A 15,151-nucleotide genomic window follows, 5' to 3' on the forward strand; every position below is an offset into this window, starting at 1 on the left:
CTCCTGCCCCCGCGCCCGTCAGTTCTGGGCGGGTGGCACCTGCTGCTGCGTGGTCTTCTGGTCCTGCTGGACGCGCTGCGCGATCTCGGCCTGGATCTGCGCCGCCGCGCTGTTGCCCGCGGTGACCTGCTGCGGAGCGCCGGACTGGCCGCCCGCCATGGAGGCGCGGATCTGCTCGAGCCGCGACGAGCCGGCGAGCTGGGTGGTCGAGGCCTGCACCTCGAGCATCCGGCCCTGCACGGAGTTCTGGGCCAGCTCCGCCGACCCGAGCGCGGTCGAGTAGCGCTTCTCGATCTTGTCGCGGACCTCTTCCAGCGACGGCACGTTGCCGGGCGCCGCGAGCTCGCTCATCTGGTTCAGCGACGCGGAGACCTGCTCCTGCATCTTCGCCTGCTCCAGCTGGCTGAGGAGCTTGGTGCGCTCGGCCAGCTTCTGCTGCAGCATCATCGAGTTGCGCTCGACAGCCTGCTTGGCCTGTGCGGCGGCCTGCAGCGACTGGTCGTGCAGCGTCTTCAGGTCCTCGATGCCCTGCTCGGCGGTGACGAGCTGGGTCGCGAAACCCTGCGCGGCGTTCTCGAACTGCTGCGCCTTCTGCTCGTCGCCCTTCGCCCTCGCCTCGTCGGCGAGCACGAGCGCCTGGCGTGCGGACGCCTGCAGCTTCTCGACGTCGCCGAGCTGGCGGTTCAGCTTCATCTCCAGCTGCCGCTGGTTGCCGATCACGGCCGCGGCCTGCTGAGAGAGCGCCTGGTGCTGACGCTGCGCCTCCTCGATGGCCTGCTGGATCTGCACCTTCGGGTCAGCGTGCTCGTCGATCTTGGACGAGAACGATGCCATCAGGTACTTCCAGAACTTCACGAACGGACTGGCCATCTCCTACGCCCTGCCTTCTCGGTGCCGGTGTTGGATCCATCGTCTCAAGTGTGCGTCGGCGTATCCACCGACACGGGGAGATATCCGGGAACACCCTGACCCACCCCGGGACTAAGGAGAACACGTCTGACGACGCGCCCAATCCTGCCCGCACCCGCGCCCTGGGACGCGGTGACCCAGCGTGCTGTGGCCAAGCCGTTGTCTCCGCCCGGCATGCTGCGGTCGTTGTCAGTTGAACGCACGAACGCCCGTTGTTGTTGCACACGGTCACGTGGCGGAGGCCACAGACCACCCGGACGCAGGCGGCCCCGCTCGTCGTGGACGAGCGGGGCCGGTGACGACATGGTGATCAGGCCGCTACGACTGCCTTGGGCGTCTCGCCGATCTTGCTCGTGAGCCGGTGGCTCAGCATCGGCTGCAGGCGCAGGTCGGACAGGTCGTCCGAGAGAGTGGACGGCAGCACCCGGCCACCCTCCAGCTTGCCCCGCTCCGGACGACCGTCCGGGACGGTGTCGGGCACCGTGTCCGGCGTCTGCTGGACGGCGCCGATGTCGGAGGCGACGTGGTGCAGCAGCTCGGACAGCGGCAGTTCCAGTGCCTCGCAGATGGCCGCGAGGAGCTCGCTGGACGCCTCCTTGCGGCCGCGCTCCACCTCGGACAGGTACCCCAGGCTCACGCGGGCGGTCCGAGAGACCTCGCGCAGCGTGCGGCGTTGGTTGGTGCGGGCATGGCGAAGCCGATCACCGATCGCCTCGCGTAGCAGCACGGTCATCGCGCGCCTCCTTCCGGCCGGCCGTGTCCCTACGTTACCGATCGACACCGACAACGGGCAGTGACTTCCGAACACGTCCGCCCAGGGCGAACGAACGGCGGGTCGTCATTTGTTCCCGTCCGGGGTGATCAGCAAGTATTCCGACAGCAGGACCAGCGCTTTTTCCACGGCCGTGAAACGCACCGCTTTTCTGTCGCCACTCACAGTGATTGTCCGCACTGTGAACACTCCAGGCCCGCTCAAGCCGATGTGGACCGTTCCGGGAGCGATCCCGTCCTGCGGATCGGGTCCCGCGACCCCGGTGAGCCCGATCCCCCAGTCCGCCCGGCACCGCTTCCTGGCGCCTTCGGCCAGCTGGACCGCGACGTCCGGGTGCACGGCCCCGTGCTCGTCGAGCAACCGCTGGTCCACGCCCGCGAGCTCGTGCTTGAGGTCCGTGGCGTAGACGATCAACCCACCGCGGACCACGGCACTCGCCCCCGGTGTGTCGACCATCGTCGCGCACAGCAGCCCCGCGGTCAGCGACTCCGCCGTGGCGACGGTCTGCCCGCGCTCTTTCAGCAGCTCGACGACGTTCGTCACGCCACCGCCCTACCCGCGCGTGCCTTCATCTTGAACGCCCGGATGACGTAATCGATTCCCGTCACGACCGTGAGCACGAGCGCCAGCGCCATGATCGCCCACGCGAGCAGCTCCAGCACGTCGTTCTGCGGGAGCACGAACAACCCGATGGCGATGACCTGGGCCAGCGTCTTCGCCTTGCCGCCGCGGCTGGCGGGGATCACTCCGTAGCGGATCACCCAGAAGCGCAGCAGCGTGATGCCGACCTCACGGACGGCGATGACGATCGTGATCCACCAGGGCAGCACGTCCAGGATGCTCAGGCCCACCAGCGCGGACCCGGTCAGCGCCTTGTCCGCGATCGGGTCGGCGATCTTGCCGAAGTCGGTGATCAGCCCGTGCTTGCGGGCGAGAGTGCCGTCGATGTGGTCGGTGAAGCTCGCGACCGCGAAGACGCCGAACGCGATGAGCCGCCACGTCGTGTCGAAGCCACCCGCTTCGAACAGCGAGAACAGGAAGACCGGTACCAGTGCCAGCCTCGCCATCGTGAGGACGTTGGCGACGTTGAGCAGCGGGACCTTCCTGGCCTCTGTCATGTGCCCAGCACCTCGCAGACCAGGTCGACGCCCTCCGAGTCGACGACCCGGCACCGGACCAGGTCGCCGCGCTTGAGGTGCTCGGCGTCGAGCACGATGCACTCGCCGTCGACCTCGGGCGCCTGGTGCTCGGCACGGCCGACGCAGTCGCTCTCGTCGTCCTCCTCGTGCTCGATGAGCACGACGACCTCGGTGCCGACCCGGTCCTCCGCGCGCTGGCTCGTCAGCTCCTCGACCAGGTTGCCGATGCGCTGGACCCGCTCGGCGATCGTGTCGGCGTCGAGCTTGCCGTCGAGATCCTCGGCCTCGGTGCCGTCCTCGTCGGAGTAGCCGAAGATGCCGACCGCGTCGAGCCGCGCCTCGGTGAGGAACCGCTCCAGCTCGGCCAGGTCCTCCTCGGTCTCGCCGGGGAAGCCGACGATGAAGTTGCTGCGGATGCCCGCCTCGGGCGCGTGCTCACGGATCTGCCACACGAGCTTGAGGAAGCTGTCGGTGTCGCCGAACCGGCGCATCCGCCGCAGCACGTGCTCGCTGGAGTGCTGGAACGACATGTCGAAGTAGTTCGCGACCTTGTCGGTCTTCGCGATGGCCGCGACGAGGCTCGGCTTGGTCTCGGCCGGCTGCAGGTAGCTCACCCGCACCCGCTCGACGCCGGGGATGCTCGCCAGCCGCGGCAGCAGCTGCTCCAGCGCCCCCTGCTCACGCGGCAGGTCCTTGCCGTAGCTCGTGGAGTTCTCGCTGACGAGGAACAGCTCCTTGACGCCGTTCTCGGCCAGCCACATGGCCTCGGCCACGACCTCGTCCGGGTGCCGCGACACGAACGCGCCGCGGAAGCTCGGGATCGCGCAGAAACTGCACCGCCGGTCACACCCGGACGCGATCTTCAACGGCGCCACCGGCGCGTCGTCCAGCCGCTTGCGTTGGACCTTCGTCGGCCCCCAGCCGTGGCCGGGCACCTGCACGTCGTTCTTCGCCTCCTGGCGCTTCACCGGCGTGATCGGCAGCAACGTGCGCCGGTCCACCGGCACGTGCGACTCGACCGGCTTGCCGTGCAGCACGTCCTGAAGGCGCTCGGCGAGGTCGTTGTACTGGTCGAAACCGAGGACCGCGGCCGCCTCGGGAAGGCTGTCCGCGAGCTCCTTGCCGTACCGCTCGGCCATGCACCCGACAGCGACGACCTTCGCGCCCGTGTCGGAGGCGGCCAGCAACGTGTCGACCGAGTCCTTCTTCGCCTGCTCGACGAAGCCGCACGTGTTGACGACGACGACGTCGGCGCCCTCGTCCACCAGCTCCCAGCCGCCCTCACCGAGGCGTCCGGCGAGCTCCTCGGAGTCGACCTCGTTGCGGGCGCAGCCCAGGGTCAGCAGCGACACGCGTCGCGGAGTGGTGGGAGAAGACACGGTGCTCAGCGTAACCGGCCCTGGTTCGAGGGCTTGTACTAGTGCTTCAACAGCATCTCGACGAGGCGCCACACGTCGGTCGACGGGTTGCCCGCCGGCAACTCCTTCGCGCGCTTGATCGCCGCCTCGACGCGGTCGTCGAACCGGCTGAAGTCGAGCCGTTTGTCATATCCGGGCACGTACTCGGCCAGCAGGGCGCAGGCCGACTTGCCCTTCTCGATGAACGCGTTGTGAGCTTTGAAGTGCAGGAGGAGCCACAGCTCGAAGCACGGGTCGGACACCGCCAACTCGACCGAGGTGGCCCGTGCGCGAGTCCTGGCACGTTCGATGTCGAACTGGTCGACATCGACGACGCACCAGACAGCGTCGTACTCGGCTTCGTTGAAGATCCTCTTGGCGTAACCGACCAGGTTCAGCGGCGAATCGGTTTGTGCTTGACCTCGATCCGGACACGGCGCGCCCGCCGCAGGCCGGAGAAGTAGTCCGGCTCGGTTCGCTGACCGCCGCAGACGACGAGGATGCGCCCCGGGCGATCCGGCCGCCATCGCGAGCGCCGTCCACTTGAGTTCTCACGCGGACTCGTTGACACCTCGGATCGCCGAGGCGAAGTCCTCCTCGAAGAGATTCGGGACAGCACCATATCGGCCGGCGAGATAGCGGCGTTCCAGGTTTTCCTCGTTACGCGGCTTGAAATCGGTGAGCGGATAAATGGTGCTCGCACCCGTGCGAACATCCTTCTCCACGAACCAGATCTCGTCCCGGTCGAGCACCCCGTCCACGTAGGGAGGGTGCAGCAACGTCGCGTCGTGCGTCGTGAAGATCAGCTGGGCCCCTTCGGTGTTCGTGGCCGGATCGTGGAACAACGCGACGAGGCGTGTGGCCAGCAACGGGTGCAGGCTCGCGTCGAGTTCGTCGACCACGAGGGTGCCACCGTCTCGCAGGGTCTTGACCACCGCGGGCAGCAGCCCCAGCCAGGAGCGCGTCCCCGCGGACTCGTCGGAGAGATCGAAGCGCTCGTCACTGGAACCGTGGCGAAGCTCCACGCGCACCTCGACGTCCGGTTGCAGACCTTCCTCGACGGTGACCACGTCGGAGATTCCGAAGTCGGCCACACGCGCAAGCGAGACGATCTCGTCGCGCACTCGCGGATCACCGTGCAGAAAATCCACGATCGCGGCTTCGTCCACCAGTGATCCTGCTTCCATCCGGAAAACGAGGTCGGACGCGAACCAGTCGTACACCGAGCGGAAGGGTTCAACAGTCGAGCGTCCGGCAAAACTGAGGAAAAGAGCTTCCGGATGAACGAGAGAAACGGCGTCGTCCCAAAAATTCCTGCGCTCGATCTTCGTGCCGAACTTGAACTTGCTCCCCGCGCGCTCGAACAGCACTCGCTTGCGCTTCTCCGGATAGCTGTAGAGCCACTCCTCGACAACGACCGAGTCGTCTATCTCGAACCCATAGGTGTGTCGGACGCCTTCAAGCACGATCTCGGCGACGAACACCGAGGACCGGCGACGCGCCTCCTGGTCGAGCTTGAACGGGTGACGAGGCACCCCGCACCCGGCTTCCACACCCCGAACGAGTCACGAACGGCCTCGGCCATGAACCGCAGGCCGTCCAACAGGTTCGACTTGCCCGAGGCGTTGGCTCCGTAGATCGCCGTCACCGGCAAGGCCAGCCGGTCCTTCGAGTAGGCCGGCATGAGCAACAACTCGTGCTCGTCGAGGAAGGACCGGTGGTTCCCCAGACGGAAGCTGCGGAGCATCCCGAATACCTCCATTCACCAGCCAGAGGGCGATCTGTGCGATTAAACCGCACGGATCGCCCTCTGATGGCATCAACAGACGGGTTCATGCTCAGACCACACTGCCGTGGGACACCTTCCGGGACCACCGCATACTTGACGCTTGTGACCAGTGGGGTAGTCGTGCGGCGCGCCCGCACCAGTGACGTGCGCGCCATGAAGGCGTTGATCGACGGGTACGCGGGCAAGGTGCTGCTGGCCAAACCCCTGGTCACGCTGTACGAGGCCGTCCAGGAGTTCTGGGTGGCCGAGGCGGACGGCGAGCTGCTCGGGTGTGGCGCCCTGCACGTGATGTGGGAGGACCTGGCCGAGATCCGGTCCGTGGCGGTGTCGCCGATGGCGGTCGGGCGCGGGGTGGGGCATCGGATCGTGGCGCAGCTCATCGCGACGGCCAAGGAGTTGCAGCTCGCGCGGATCTTCGTGCTGACGTTCGAGACGAAGTTCTTCGGCAAGCACGGGTTCGTGGAGATCGAGGGCACGCCGGTGAGTCCCGAGGTCTACGAGGAGATCATGCGGTCGGTCGACGAGGGCGTGGCCGAGTTCCTCGACCTCAGCTACGTGAAGCCGAACACGCTCGGCAACAGCCGGATGCTGCTGGAGCTGTAACTCTTCGAGTAATTACTCGAAGAGTCTTGACTCGACTAGCTGGGGCTCGCCAGGATCTGTGGCGTGTCCGAATCGCTGACCATCGACGAGCTCGCCGCCCGGATCGGCCTGCCCAGTAGCACCATTCGCATGTACCAGACGAAGGGTGTGCTGCACGCGCCGAGACGGCAGGGGCGCGTGGCGTACTACGACGCCTCGCACGTCGAGCGGTTGACGTTGGTGCAGCGGTTGCAGCAGAGGGGTTTCTCGCTGCCTGCGATCGCGGAGCTGATTCAGGCGCGGGAGAAGGGCGAGTCGGTCGCCGCGGTGCTCGGCATGGGCGAGACCGAGGGGCCCGACGACTGGGTTCGGATCAAGGTGCGCGACATCCGGCACCTCGTTCCGATGGGAGAGGTCCAACCGCGACTCCTCCTCCGGGCCATGCGGTTGGGTCTTGTGCGGTGGAAGTACGGCTGGCCGCACGCGCGCCGCTGGGCACTCGAGGCGGGCGGCAGGCTCGCCGGTCTCCGGGTGCCCAGCGACGACGTCATGGACAGCTTCACGCGGCTGCGCACGGCGACGGACGCGATCGCCGCCGACTTCGTGCGGTTGTTCGAGCAGCGGTTCTGGCCCGAGCTGGCGCGCAAGGCCGGGGACGAGAACCAGCTGGAGAACGTGCGGGCGTTGCTCGTGGAGCTGACCTACACGGCGGAGACCGCTGTGGTGGGGACGTTGCGCGAGTCGATCAGGGACGCGGCGGAGGAGTTCGCCGCGCGGCACGGGTTGCTGCCCAGCGACGACTTCCAGCCCGCGTGGGCTGAGCAGCCGCTGCCGCCGATCGCCGAGAACCTGATGGACCCGGCCGGTGACCTGCCGAGCGAGCAGGAGATCGAGAGCTTCCTCCGGAGGGGGGACGAGGATGAGCCTGGTCGCTGATCCCGCCTGGCGCGCCCAGCTGCGGGACGAAGGACTCGTCGTGTACGCGGGGGCGGATCTCGCGTACCTGATGCCCGACCTGCCCGGGACGGTGGCCGTGGCGCTGGCGGGACTGTTCGAACCGGTGCTGACGGGGGTGGTTCGGACGGTCGACGAAAGCCGGTTGGGGGAACCGGTGCGCCGGCACGTGGCCCAGCTGAGGACCCTGGGCGCTCTCCGCCCGGCGGGGCTGCCCTCCGGCGACGGGGTGCCGATGAAGGTCGGCACGCTCGTCGTCGGGGAGGCGCCCGCCGGGCCGGTGGAGCGGTTGCCGCACGACGAGGAGCCGGACCTGCTGCTCGTCGTGCGGACGACCGGGACGCTGCTCGACCTGGTCGAGGTGGCGCGGTCCACCGAGGTCCCGCACCTGCTGCTGGACCTCGCCTACCACCACACCGCCGCGATCGGGCCGTTCGTCGTGCCCGGTTCCGGCGCGTGCCTGGCGTGTCTCGCGGTGCGGGCGGGACGGCGGTGGGGAGATCCGCCTCCTCCCCCGCGTCCGGCGGTGCTGCGTCACGAGTTCCCGATTTCTCTTGCACTGCAAGCGGTTCAGAACATCCGCGCGGGCTCCCTGGCGCTGCTCGACACGGTCGTGACCGTCAACCTCGACGAGTTCACCACGACCCGCGAGAGCGTTCTTCCGGCAGCCGGCTGCGAAATCTGCCCGACGGTCGAGGTCGGGCGCGTGACACTTCCCTGGGGAGACCATGAACGCGACGGCAGTACGGTTACCTGACCAGTTCTCACCCGGTGCGGTCGCCTCCAACGCCGCGACGCCCACCTGTTGCTGTTGTTGTTGCTGCTGCGCGATTTCCTCGGTCGGTGCGGCTGTGCAGATCCCGGCCGCATTGCACCAGGACACCAAAGACCTGCCGCGGCGCCGCAGCCTGCTCGTGCTGCCGTCCGCGCTCCTGCCCTTGCTGGTCTTCGCGTCGCCGTTCATCGTCGGCGCCACGTCGGCCGACCCGCACTGGGGCTGGTGGCTCGGTGGCATCGTCGCGGCACTGGGGTGGGCCGTCGCGTCCGGGTTTCTGGCCCGGTCGCCGAAGCCGTGGGCGAGCCTGGCCCGGCTGCTCGGCTGGATCGCGCTGTGGTGCCTGGAGCCGTTCGTGGCGCTGCCGCTGGTGGCCCTCCTGGCCGGGACGAGCGGGCTGGGGGACGCGGCGATCTGGGTCGGCGTCGGCCTCTACCTCTGCGGGGCGCTCGGGTTCGGCTACGCGCTCTTCCACCACTACCGGGCCAAGCGGTGAGGACCGTCGCGGAGGCGCTCGCCGAGCGCGCGGTCGGGTGGCGTCAGGGCGTGGTGTCCCAGCTGCACCCCGTGCCGCACAGCCTGTCCGATGTGGACCTGGAGGGCTGGGCGGCGGTGCCGGAGCCGTTCGCGACCGGCGGCACCTCCGGTGGCACGTCGCGGATCGCGGCGATCGCCGAGGCGCTGGAACGCCACGCCGCCGCGCGAGCACCGCTGGAGGTCGTCACCGAGGGCGAGTGCTGGCCGTTGGACCACTTCAGCCTTCACACGGTCGAGCAGCGCGTGGCGCCGAACTACCGCTACCGCAAGGGATACGTCGACACCCGGTACACGCGGGCGTGGACGTTGCCCGGCAACGAACCGATCCGCGTGCCAGCCGGGCTGGTGGCGTTGGACGCCTCGTACGGCCTCCCGGCGACGTCGTCCGGTCTCGCGGCGGGTCCGTCGACGACGAGTGCCCTGCTCAGGGCCGTGCAGGAACTGGTCGAACGTGACGCGTTCACGACGACGTGGCTGCACTCCATCGCACCGCCGCGGTTCACGACGGACCTGCCACACGGTGTGCAGGCGTTCGACCTCACCCCCGCGTACAGCCCGCACCCGGTGGTCTCGGTGGCGGGTTCGCTGCCGGTCGCCGGCAAGCCGCGTCCCACGCTCGGGCTCGCCTGCCGCGCCACGGTGGAAGAAGCGGTGCGGAAGGCGTACGAGGAGTGGGTGCAGGGCACCGTGTTCATCGAGGTGTGGTTGGCGCGCAACGGGGACACGCCCGTCGAAGAGCCCACCGACTTCGACCAGCACGCCGTGTACTACGCGACGAACCCGGCGAAGTGGGACGCGCTGCCGTGGTTCACAGGTCCGGAAGCCCCGCCACCGCCGGACGCGGCGGCCGTGGGCACCGCCGCTACCGAACTGACGGAGCTGGTGCACTCGCTGGACGACGCCGGTATCCGTCTCGCCTACCGCGAACTCACCACGCCGGAACTCTCGGCCGTCGGGCTGCACTGCGTGCGCGTGCTGTCCCCCGACCTCGCGCCGCTGCACGCCGACCACCGCTGGCCGCACCTCGGCGGACGGGCCCGCGAGCTCGGCTGGCGCTACCCGCACGCCACCCCGGGCGTGTTCCCGAATCCCGCACCGCATCCGCTGGGGTGACACCGATGTTCGAGGAATTCTGGGCCGCCAGCCGGTTCTCCCCGCTGCACCAGCGCAGGCTCGGCGAGCGGCTGCGCGACTTCCGGCCACAGCCCACGGTGATCGACCCGCTGGAGCTGCCCTCACCGCCCGTTCCCCTGCCCAGGCCGCAAGACCGGTTGCAGAAGCTCTTCCGGGCGCGGAGGAGCATCCGCGAGTTCACCGCGAAACCGTTGACGGACAAGCAACTCGGCACGGTCCTGGGTGCTCTGCTGGACAACAGCTGCCCGTCGGCGGGCGGGTTGCAGTCGTTGCGCTGCTACGCGTTCGTCGGCGGACGCGCGGTCCGCTACGACTTCCACCGCCACGCCTTGCAGGACATCGGTCCCGCCCCGGACAACCTCGCCGAGATCCTCGGAACGCCTTCCGCGCCACCACTGACGATCGTGCTGGTGCTGGCGGACGCCGAGCTGTTCGAGAAGTACGGCGAACGAGCGGGCCGGTTCGGCCTCGTCGAGGCGGGCGCGGCGGCCCAGACCATCTGCCTCCGGCTCGCGGAACAACGGCTGGGCGGCCACCTCCTCGGCGGGGTGGCGGACAACGAGATGCTGCGCGCGCTCGGCCTGCCGGCGGGACTGCGCGTGGCGACGGCGATCGCGTGCGGGCACGCTGTCACCTGACGTTCAGCCGATCGTGTCTACCGGGCTCAGTCGATCACCGCTACAACTGGGCGAGACCCTGCTCACATCCGAGGGAGCTCGCCATGTCGAAGACCCTGCGTTCGGCGTTCGTCGGTGCCGCCGCCACCCTGTCCCTGCTCTTCACCGTTGCCCCGGCGTCCGCCGTGGACGTCGTCGCGGTCACCGACGACTACCTCTACTCGAAGTCCCTCAGCCAGTTCACAACACTGCGCGCGCAGCAGCCGTACGCGGGCCAGCTCGACTGGTCGTCCGACGGCTGCTCGTCCTCGCCGGACAACCCGTTCGGCTTCACCTTCCTGCCGACCTGCCACCGGCACGACTTCGGCTACCGCAACTACAAGCGGCAGTCGCGCTTCACCGAGGCCAACCGGCTGCGCATCGACAACAACTTCAAGGCCGACATGTACAACCAGTGCGGTAGCAACTGGGCGTGCAAGCGGACCGCGGACGTGTACTACGCGGCGGTGCGCCAGTTCGGCGGCAGCGGTGCGTCGACGGCGAAGATCATGCAGCAGGCCGGCCTGAAGTAACCGGCGGGACGGGTTTCCGGCCGTGAAGCAGCCAGGGAGGGCTTCACGGCCAGAGACCCGGTGGTGCCGCTACTCGTCGCCGTCCGGACCGCCGCCACGCATCAGGTGGATCACCGAGTCCAGCTCGTCCGGCTTGATCAGCACCTCGCGCGCCTTCGAGCCCTCGGACGGGCCGACGACGCCGCGCGTCTCCAGCAGGTCCATCAGGCGGCCCGCCTTGGCGAAGCCGACGCGGAGCTTGCGCTGCAGCATCGACGTCGAGCCGAACTGCGACGTCACGATCAGCTCGGTCGCCTGCACCAGCAGCTCCAGGTCGTCGCCGATGTCGGCGTCGATCTCCTTCTTGTCGCCCGCCTTCTGCGCCGTGACGCCGTCGGTGTACTCGGGCTGCGCCTGGTTCTTGGTGAAGTCGACGATCTGGGAGATCTCCTCGTCGCCGACGAACGCGCCCTGGATGCGCACCGGCTTCGAGGCGCCCATCGGCAGGTAGAGGCCGTCGCCCATGCCGATCAGCTTCTCGGCGCCCGGCTGGTCGAGGATGACCCGCGAGTCGGTCAGCGACGACGTCGCGAACGCCAGGCGGGACGGGACGTTCGTCTTGATCAGGCCGGTGACGACGTCGACGGACGGGCGCTGGGTCGCGAGGACGAGGTGGATGCCCGCGGCACGCGCCTTCTGCGTGATGCGGACGATCGCGTCCTCCACGTCGCGCGGCGCGGTCATCATCAGGTCGGCCAGCTCGTCGACGATCGCCATGATGTACGGGTACGGGCGGTACTCGCGCTCCGAGCCGGGCGGGGCGGTGATCTCGCCGGACTTCACCTTGCGGTTGAAGTCGTCGATGTGGCGCACCCGGTTGACCTGCATGTCCTGGTAGCGCTGCTCCATCTCCTCGACGAGCCACGCGAGCGCCGCCGCCGCCTTCTTCGGTTGCGTGATGATCGGCGTGATCAGGTGCGGGATGCCCTCGTACGGCGTCAGCTCGACCATCTTCGGGTCGATCAGGATCATCCTGACCTCGTCCGGCGTCGCGCGGGCGAGCAGCGACACCAGCATCGAGTTCACGAACGACGACTTGCCGGACCCCGTGGAACCCGCGACGAGCAGGTGCGGCATCTTCGTCAGGTTCGCGGTGACCATGTGGCCCTCGATGTCCTTGCCCAGGCCCACCACCATCGGGTGCGTGTCCTCGAGCGTGGACGGCGAGCGCAGCACGTCGCCCAGGCGCACCATCTCGCGGTCGCTGTTGGGGACCTCGATGCCCACCGCTGACTTGCCGGGGATCGGGGCGAGCAGGCGGACGTTGTCCGTCGCGACGGCGTAGGCGATGTTCTTGGTCAGCGCGGTGATCTTCTCGACCTTCACGCCGGGGCCGAGCTCGACCTCGTAGCGCGTGACCGTCGGGCCGCGGGTGAAGCCGGTGACCTGGGCGTCGATCGAGAACTGGTCCAGCACGCCGGTGATGGCCTCGATCATCTGGTCGTTGGCCTTGCTGCGGGCCTTCGGCGCGTCGCCGTCCTTGAGGATCTCCGGCGGCGGCAGCTGGTAGTCGCCCTCGACGGCGCGCACGGCCATCGCCGGGGCCGCCGCGGCGGCCTTCTTCCCCTTCGGCGCGGGCACCGGTCTCGGCGCGGGCTCCGGCTCGGGTTCGGGCTCCTCCAGCGGGAGCTCCGGTTCCTCCGAGACGGTCTCCGCGGCCTGGCGGCGGCGCGACGGGCGGCGCAGGCGGGGCGGCTTCGGTTCCCGCTCCGGCTCCTCCTCCACGTCCACCGGCGGCTCGGAGGGCTCGCGGTGCACGAGGGCGCGAAGTCGTTGCGGCACCTCGCGAACGGGCCAGTGCAGCACGCACAGCAGACCGAAGACGAAGATCATCACGAGCAGCGGGCCCGCGACCCACGGGGTGAGGCCCTGCGCGAGGAAGCCACCGGCGAGGTAGCCGAGCGCGCCACCCGCGTCGCGCCGGGCGAGCGGGTCCGCCGGCAGACCGCCGATGAGGTGGAACATGCCCAGCACGCCGATGCTGATCAGCACACCGCCGACGACGAGCCGGAACCGCTCCTCCGGCTTGGAGTCCGTGCACATCAGCGTCACGCCGATGCCGAACAGCACGACCGGGACGATCACGGCGGGAAAGCCGACGGAGCTGCGCACGGCGACGTCGACCCACTGGCCGACCGGGCCGCCCGCCTGCCACCACACACCGGCGCCGGTGATCATGGAGAGCGCGATCAGGAACAGGCCGATGCCGTCCCGGCGGTGTTCGGGTTCGAGTCCCTTGGTGCCGGTGATCGCACGGACCACGCTGCCCACACCACGTCCCAGAGCGCCCCACACGGCGCTGATGGCGCCACCACCGCTCCTGCGCGGGGCGGGCTTTTTGGACGCGGTGGATCGCGTACGCGGCTTTGCTGGTGCTTTGCCGCGTGACGTGGTCTTTCTCGAAGTCCCTGTACGCCCGGCCATGTCTCTAAGGTAGTCCCTTGCGCCCCAGCAGCCCCGTTTGCAACTGGGACGCGTGCGAAAGCTCATGGTTCACCGGATCGTGTCCGATGTCCTCACGACACGCCGTACGCTGCGCGCGTGTCCACACCGCTCATCTGGCGCGTGCTCATGGCGATCGACCGTGGCTTCGTCGCGCTGACCGGCAAGCTCGAGGTGTCGGGAGACATCCCGAAGGAACTCCTCGGCAAGCCGTTGCTGCTGGCGTCCAACCACATCGGCAACATCGACCCGATGGTGCTCATCGCGGCGTGCCGCAAGATGGGCGTCAACCCGCGCTTCATGCTCGCGGGCGGCCTGCTCGACGCACCGGTCGCGGGCCCGATCCTCAAGGCGAGCGGCCACCTGCGCGTCGACCGGCGGTCCGCGAACGCGGGCGAGGCGATGCACCGGGCCGTCGAGGCGCTGCGCGAGGGCGGCGACCCGATCGCCGTCTACCCCGAGGGCAAGATCACGCTCGACCCCGGCATGTGGCCCGAGCGCGGCAAGACCGGTGTCGCACGGATGGCTCTCGGCGGCGGCATTCCGGTCATCCCGATCAGCCAGTGGGGGGCGCACGAGGGCGTCTACTGGGGCAACCTCAGCGTCGGCGGGTGGAGGGACCTCCTGCCGTACCTGACGTCCTGGCTGCGGGCGATCCGCAGGCGGCCGACGTTCAAGGTCCACTTCGGCAAGCCGGTGGACCTCGGCGACCTGAAGGCGGAGACGATGGGCGACGCCCGCCGGGCGCACGAACGCATCATGCTCGCGATCACCGAGGGCCTCGTGCCACTGCGTCTCGACGAGCCGGACCTGCCGCGCTTCCACGACCCGACGCGCCCGACGACCGGGACCTCCCCCTGGCGGCCCGCGTGACCGAGTAGGCCATCACGGTCACCAGCATCAGGAACGGCGCGGGGCTCCCGGTGCGGAGGCCGATCACCAGGTCGGCCACCGGAACCACCAGCGCCAGCACGAACATCCCGGTGCCCGCCGTGGGCAGCTTGACCTTCGGGTCCGCCCACGGCGTGCGCCCCCACGGCTTCGCGACGCTGAGCCACGTCTGGAACGCGAACCCGCTGATCATCAGCGTGGTGCCGATCGGCATCCACGGCGTGACGTGCCCGTGCGAGGCCGCCTCCAGCCGGTCGCTCAGGATGAAGATGCCGATGTAGAGCTGTGCGACCGTGATCGCGAACTTCGTGAGCACCCACCAGTGCCGGAAGTAGCCCCACGGCGTCGTCGCGCTGAGCATCATCCCGCTGAACGCGCTGGCCGCGCCCATGAACGCGAGCACGTGGTGGTCGAGCACCCGCGCCATCCGGAAGGCACTGACGTCACCGGTCTCCAGGCCGTACAGCAACAGGGCCAGCAACGCCACGGCCTGGCTGAGCCAGCCGACGGACGTGACGACGTGCAGCCACACCAACAGGGTCCGCGCTCGCTTCTGCATGACATGTAGCTTGCCTACATATCAGCGCGCGCACATCCGGGAT

General features: G+C 68.9%; 18 protein-coding genes. 8 read left to right on the top strand and 10 right to left on the bottom strand.

From position 1 onward, the window contains the following. Positions 1-18 precede the first annotated feature (18 nt). From BLT23_RS17650 to BLT23_RS42265, 8 genes are all read right to left on the bottom strand, one after another. On the bottom strand, positions 19-870 hold the full coding sequence (locus BLT23_RS17650) for a PspA/IM30 family protein (RefSeq protein WP_090050733.1): 852 nt from the start codon (positions 868-870) through the stop codon (positions 19-21). A 349-nt stretch (positions 871-1,219) separates the two neighbouring features. Next, positions 1,220-1,642 carry a helix-turn-helix domain-containing protein gene (locus BLT23_RS17655; protein WP_090050735.1) on the bottom strand — a complete coding sequence of 141 codons (423 nt, stop codon included), beginning with the start codon at positions 1,640-1,642 and terminating at the stop codon, positions 1,220-1,222. A 105-nt stretch (positions 1,643-1,747) separates the two neighbouring features. Continuing rightward, positions 1,748-2,224: a CinA family protein gene (locus BLT23_RS17660; RefSeq protein ID WP_090050737.1), complete on the bottom strand. Its 477-nt coding sequence runs from the start codon at positions 2,222-2,224 to the stop codon at positions 1,748-1,750. Next, positions 2,221-2,799, bottom strand: a complete 579-nt coding sequence (pgsA, locus tag BLT23_RS17665; protein WP_090050742.1) for a CDP-diacylglycerol--glycerol-3-phosphate 3-phosphatidyltransferase — start codon at positions 2,797-2,799, stop codon at positions 2,221-2,223. Before pgsA ends, BLT23_RS17660 begins: the two co-directional genes overlap by 4 nt. Beyond that, positions 2,796-4,199 (bottom strand): 30S ribosomal protein S12 methylthiotransferase RimO, encoded by a 1,404-nt coding sequence (gene rimO / locus BLT23_RS17670; protein ID WP_176946796.1) that lies wholly within the window; start codon positions 4,197-4,199, stop codon positions 2,796-2,798. The genes pgsA and rimO overlap by 4 nt, the downstream gene beginning before the upstream one ends. A 38-nt stretch (positions 4,200-4,237) precedes the next feature. Next, complete coding sequence (locus BLT23_RS17675; protein ID WP_090050744.1) at positions 4,238-4,744, bottom strand: RloB family protein; 507 nt, start codon at positions 4,742-4,744, stop codon at positions 4,238-4,240. Positions 4,745-4,768: 24 nt separating this feature from the next. Continuing rightward, entirely contained in the window at positions 4,769-5,752 is a 984-nt protein-coding gene (locus tag BLT23_RS17680) for an AAA family ATPase (RefSeq protein ID WP_281248855.1), read from the bottom strand. Continuing rightward, entirely contained in the window at positions 5,644-5,979 is a 336-nt protein-coding gene (locus tag BLT23_RS42265; RefSeq protein WP_425434390.1) for an AAA family ATPase, read from the bottom strand. Before BLT23_RS42265 ends, BLT23_RS17680 begins: the two co-directional genes overlap by 109 nt. A gap of 129 nt (positions 5,980-6,108) precedes the next feature. Here BLT23_RS42265 and BLT23_RS17685 point away from each other — a divergent pair, with 129 nt between their 5' ends. From BLT23_RS17685 to BLT23_RS17710, 7 genes are all read left to right on the top strand, one after another. Then, a complete protein-coding gene (locus BLT23_RS17685; protein WP_245744014.1) occupies positions 6,109-6,609 on the top strand; it encodes an amino-acid N-acetyltransferase in 501 nt (166 codons plus the stop codon). Positions 6,610-6,672: 63 nt separating this feature from the next. After that, the gene (locus tag BLT23_RS17690; RefSeq protein ID WP_245744015.1) at positions 6,673-7,524 is read left to right on the top strand and encodes a MerR family transcriptional regulator; all 852 of its coding nucleotides are present in this window, start codon (positions 6,673-6,675) and stop codon (positions 7,522-7,524) included. Continuing rightward, positions 7,508-8,299 (top strand): hypothetical protein, encoded by a 792-nt coding sequence (locus tag BLT23_RS17695; RefSeq protein ID WP_090050752.1) that lies wholly within the window; start codon positions 7,508-7,510, stop codon positions 8,297-8,299. The genes BLT23_RS17690 and BLT23_RS17695 overlap by 17 nt, the downstream gene beginning before the upstream one ends. Positions 8,300-8,393: 94 nt before the next feature. Continuing rightward, positions 8,394-8,813: a hypothetical protein gene (locus BLT23_RS40780; protein ID WP_176946797.1), complete on the top strand. Its 420-nt coding sequence runs from the start codon at positions 8,394-8,396 to the stop codon at positions 8,811-8,813. Then, positions 8,810-9,967 (top strand): YcaO-like family protein, encoded by a 1,158-nt coding sequence (locus BLT23_RS17700; protein ID WP_176946798.1) that lies wholly within the window; start codon positions 8,810-8,812, stop codon positions 9,965-9,967. Before BLT23_RS40780 ends, BLT23_RS17700 begins: the two co-directional genes overlap by 4 nt. Before the next feature lie 5 nt (positions 9,968-9,972). Beyond that, positions 9,973-10,626 carry a nitroreductase family protein gene (locus BLT23_RS17705; RefSeq protein WP_143035965.1) on the top strand — a complete coding sequence of 218 codons (654 nt, stop codon included), beginning with the start codon at positions 9,973-9,975 and terminating at the stop codon, positions 10,624-10,626. Between the two features lie 83 nt (positions 10,627-10,709). Beyond that, positions 10,710-11,177, top strand: coding sequence for a phospholipase (locus tag BLT23_RS17710; RefSeq protein ID WP_090050759.1), 468 nt, complete (start codon positions 10,710-10,712; stop codon positions 11,175-11,177). A gap of 69 nt (positions 11,178-11,246) precedes the next feature. Here BLT23_RS17710 and BLT23_RS17715 read toward each other — a convergent pair whose 3' ends face one another. Continuing rightward, on the bottom strand, positions 11,247-13,640 hold the full coding sequence (locus BLT23_RS17715; RefSeq protein WP_090050762.1) for a DNA translocase FtsK: 2,394 nt from the start codon (positions 13,638-13,640) through the stop codon (positions 11,247-11,249). 147 nt (positions 13,641-13,787) lie between these two features. Here BLT23_RS17715 and BLT23_RS17720 point away from each other — a divergent pair, with 147 nt between their 5' ends. Beyond that, entirely contained in the window at positions 13,788-14,531 is a 744-nt protein-coding gene (locus tag BLT23_RS17720; protein ID WP_090051192.1) for a lysophospholipid acyltransferase family protein, read from the top strand. Here BLT23_RS17720 and BLT23_RS17725 read toward each other — a convergent pair. Then, positions 14,428-15,108 (bottom strand): hypothetical protein, encoded by a 681-nt coding sequence (locus BLT23_RS17725; RefSeq protein ID WP_176946799.1) that lies wholly within the window; start codon positions 15,106-15,108, stop codon positions 14,428-14,430. The genes BLT23_RS17720 and BLT23_RS17725 overlap by 104 nt on opposite strands. Positions 15,109-15,151 lie beyond the last annotated feature (43 nt).

This window comes from Lentzea fradiae (genome assembly GCF_900100955.1).
Classification (GTDB): Bacteria; Actinomycetota; Actinomycetes; order Mycobacteriales; family Pseudonocardiaceae; genus Lentzea; species Lentzea fradiae.

Coding starts and splice junctions, on each gene's coding strand:
- BLT23_RS17650 (WP_090050733.1), bottom strand. CDS start 870: ATGGCCAGTCCGTTCGTGAAGTTCTGGAAGTACCTGATGGCATCGTTC.
- BLT23_RS17655 (WP_090050735.1), bottom strand. CDS start 1,642: ATGACCGTGCTGCTACGCGAGGCGATCGGTGATCGGCTTCGCCATGCC.
- pgsA (WP_090050742.1), bottom strand. CDS start 2,799: ATGACAGAGGCCAGGAAGGTCCCGCTGCTCAACGTCGCCAACGTCCTC.
- BLT23_RS17675 (WP_090050744.1), bottom strand. CDS start 4,744: ATGGCGGCCGGATCGCCCGGGGCGCATCCTCGTCGTCTGCGGCGGTCA.
- BLT23_RS42265 (WP_425434390.1), bottom strand. CDS start 5,979: ATGGAGGTATTCGGGATGCTCCGCAGCTTCCGTCTGGGGAACCACCGG.
- BLT23_RS17695 (WP_090050752.1), top strand. CDS start 7,508: ATGAGCCTGGTCGCTGATCCCGCCTGGCGCGCCCAGCTGCGGGACGAA.
- BLT23_RS17705 (WP_143035965.1), top strand. CDS start 9,973: ATGTTCGAGGAATTCTGGGCCGCCAGCCGGTTCTCCCCGCTGCACCAG.
- BLT23_RS17710 (WP_090050759.1), top strand. CDS start 10,710: ATGTCGAAGACCCTGCGTTCGGCGTTCGTCGGTGCCGCCGCCACCCTG.
- BLT23_RS17715 (WP_090050762.1), bottom strand. CDS start 13,640: ATGGCCGGGCGTACAGGGACTTCGAGAAAGACCACGTCACGCGGCAAA.
- BLT23_RS17720 (WP_090051192.1), top strand. CDS start 13,788: ATGGCGATCGACCGTGGCTTCGTCGCGCTGACCGGCAAGCTCGAGGTG.
- BLT23_RS17725 (WP_176946799.1), bottom strand. CDS start 15,108: ATGCAGAAGCGAGCGCGGACCCTGTTGGTGTGGCTGCACGTCGTCACG.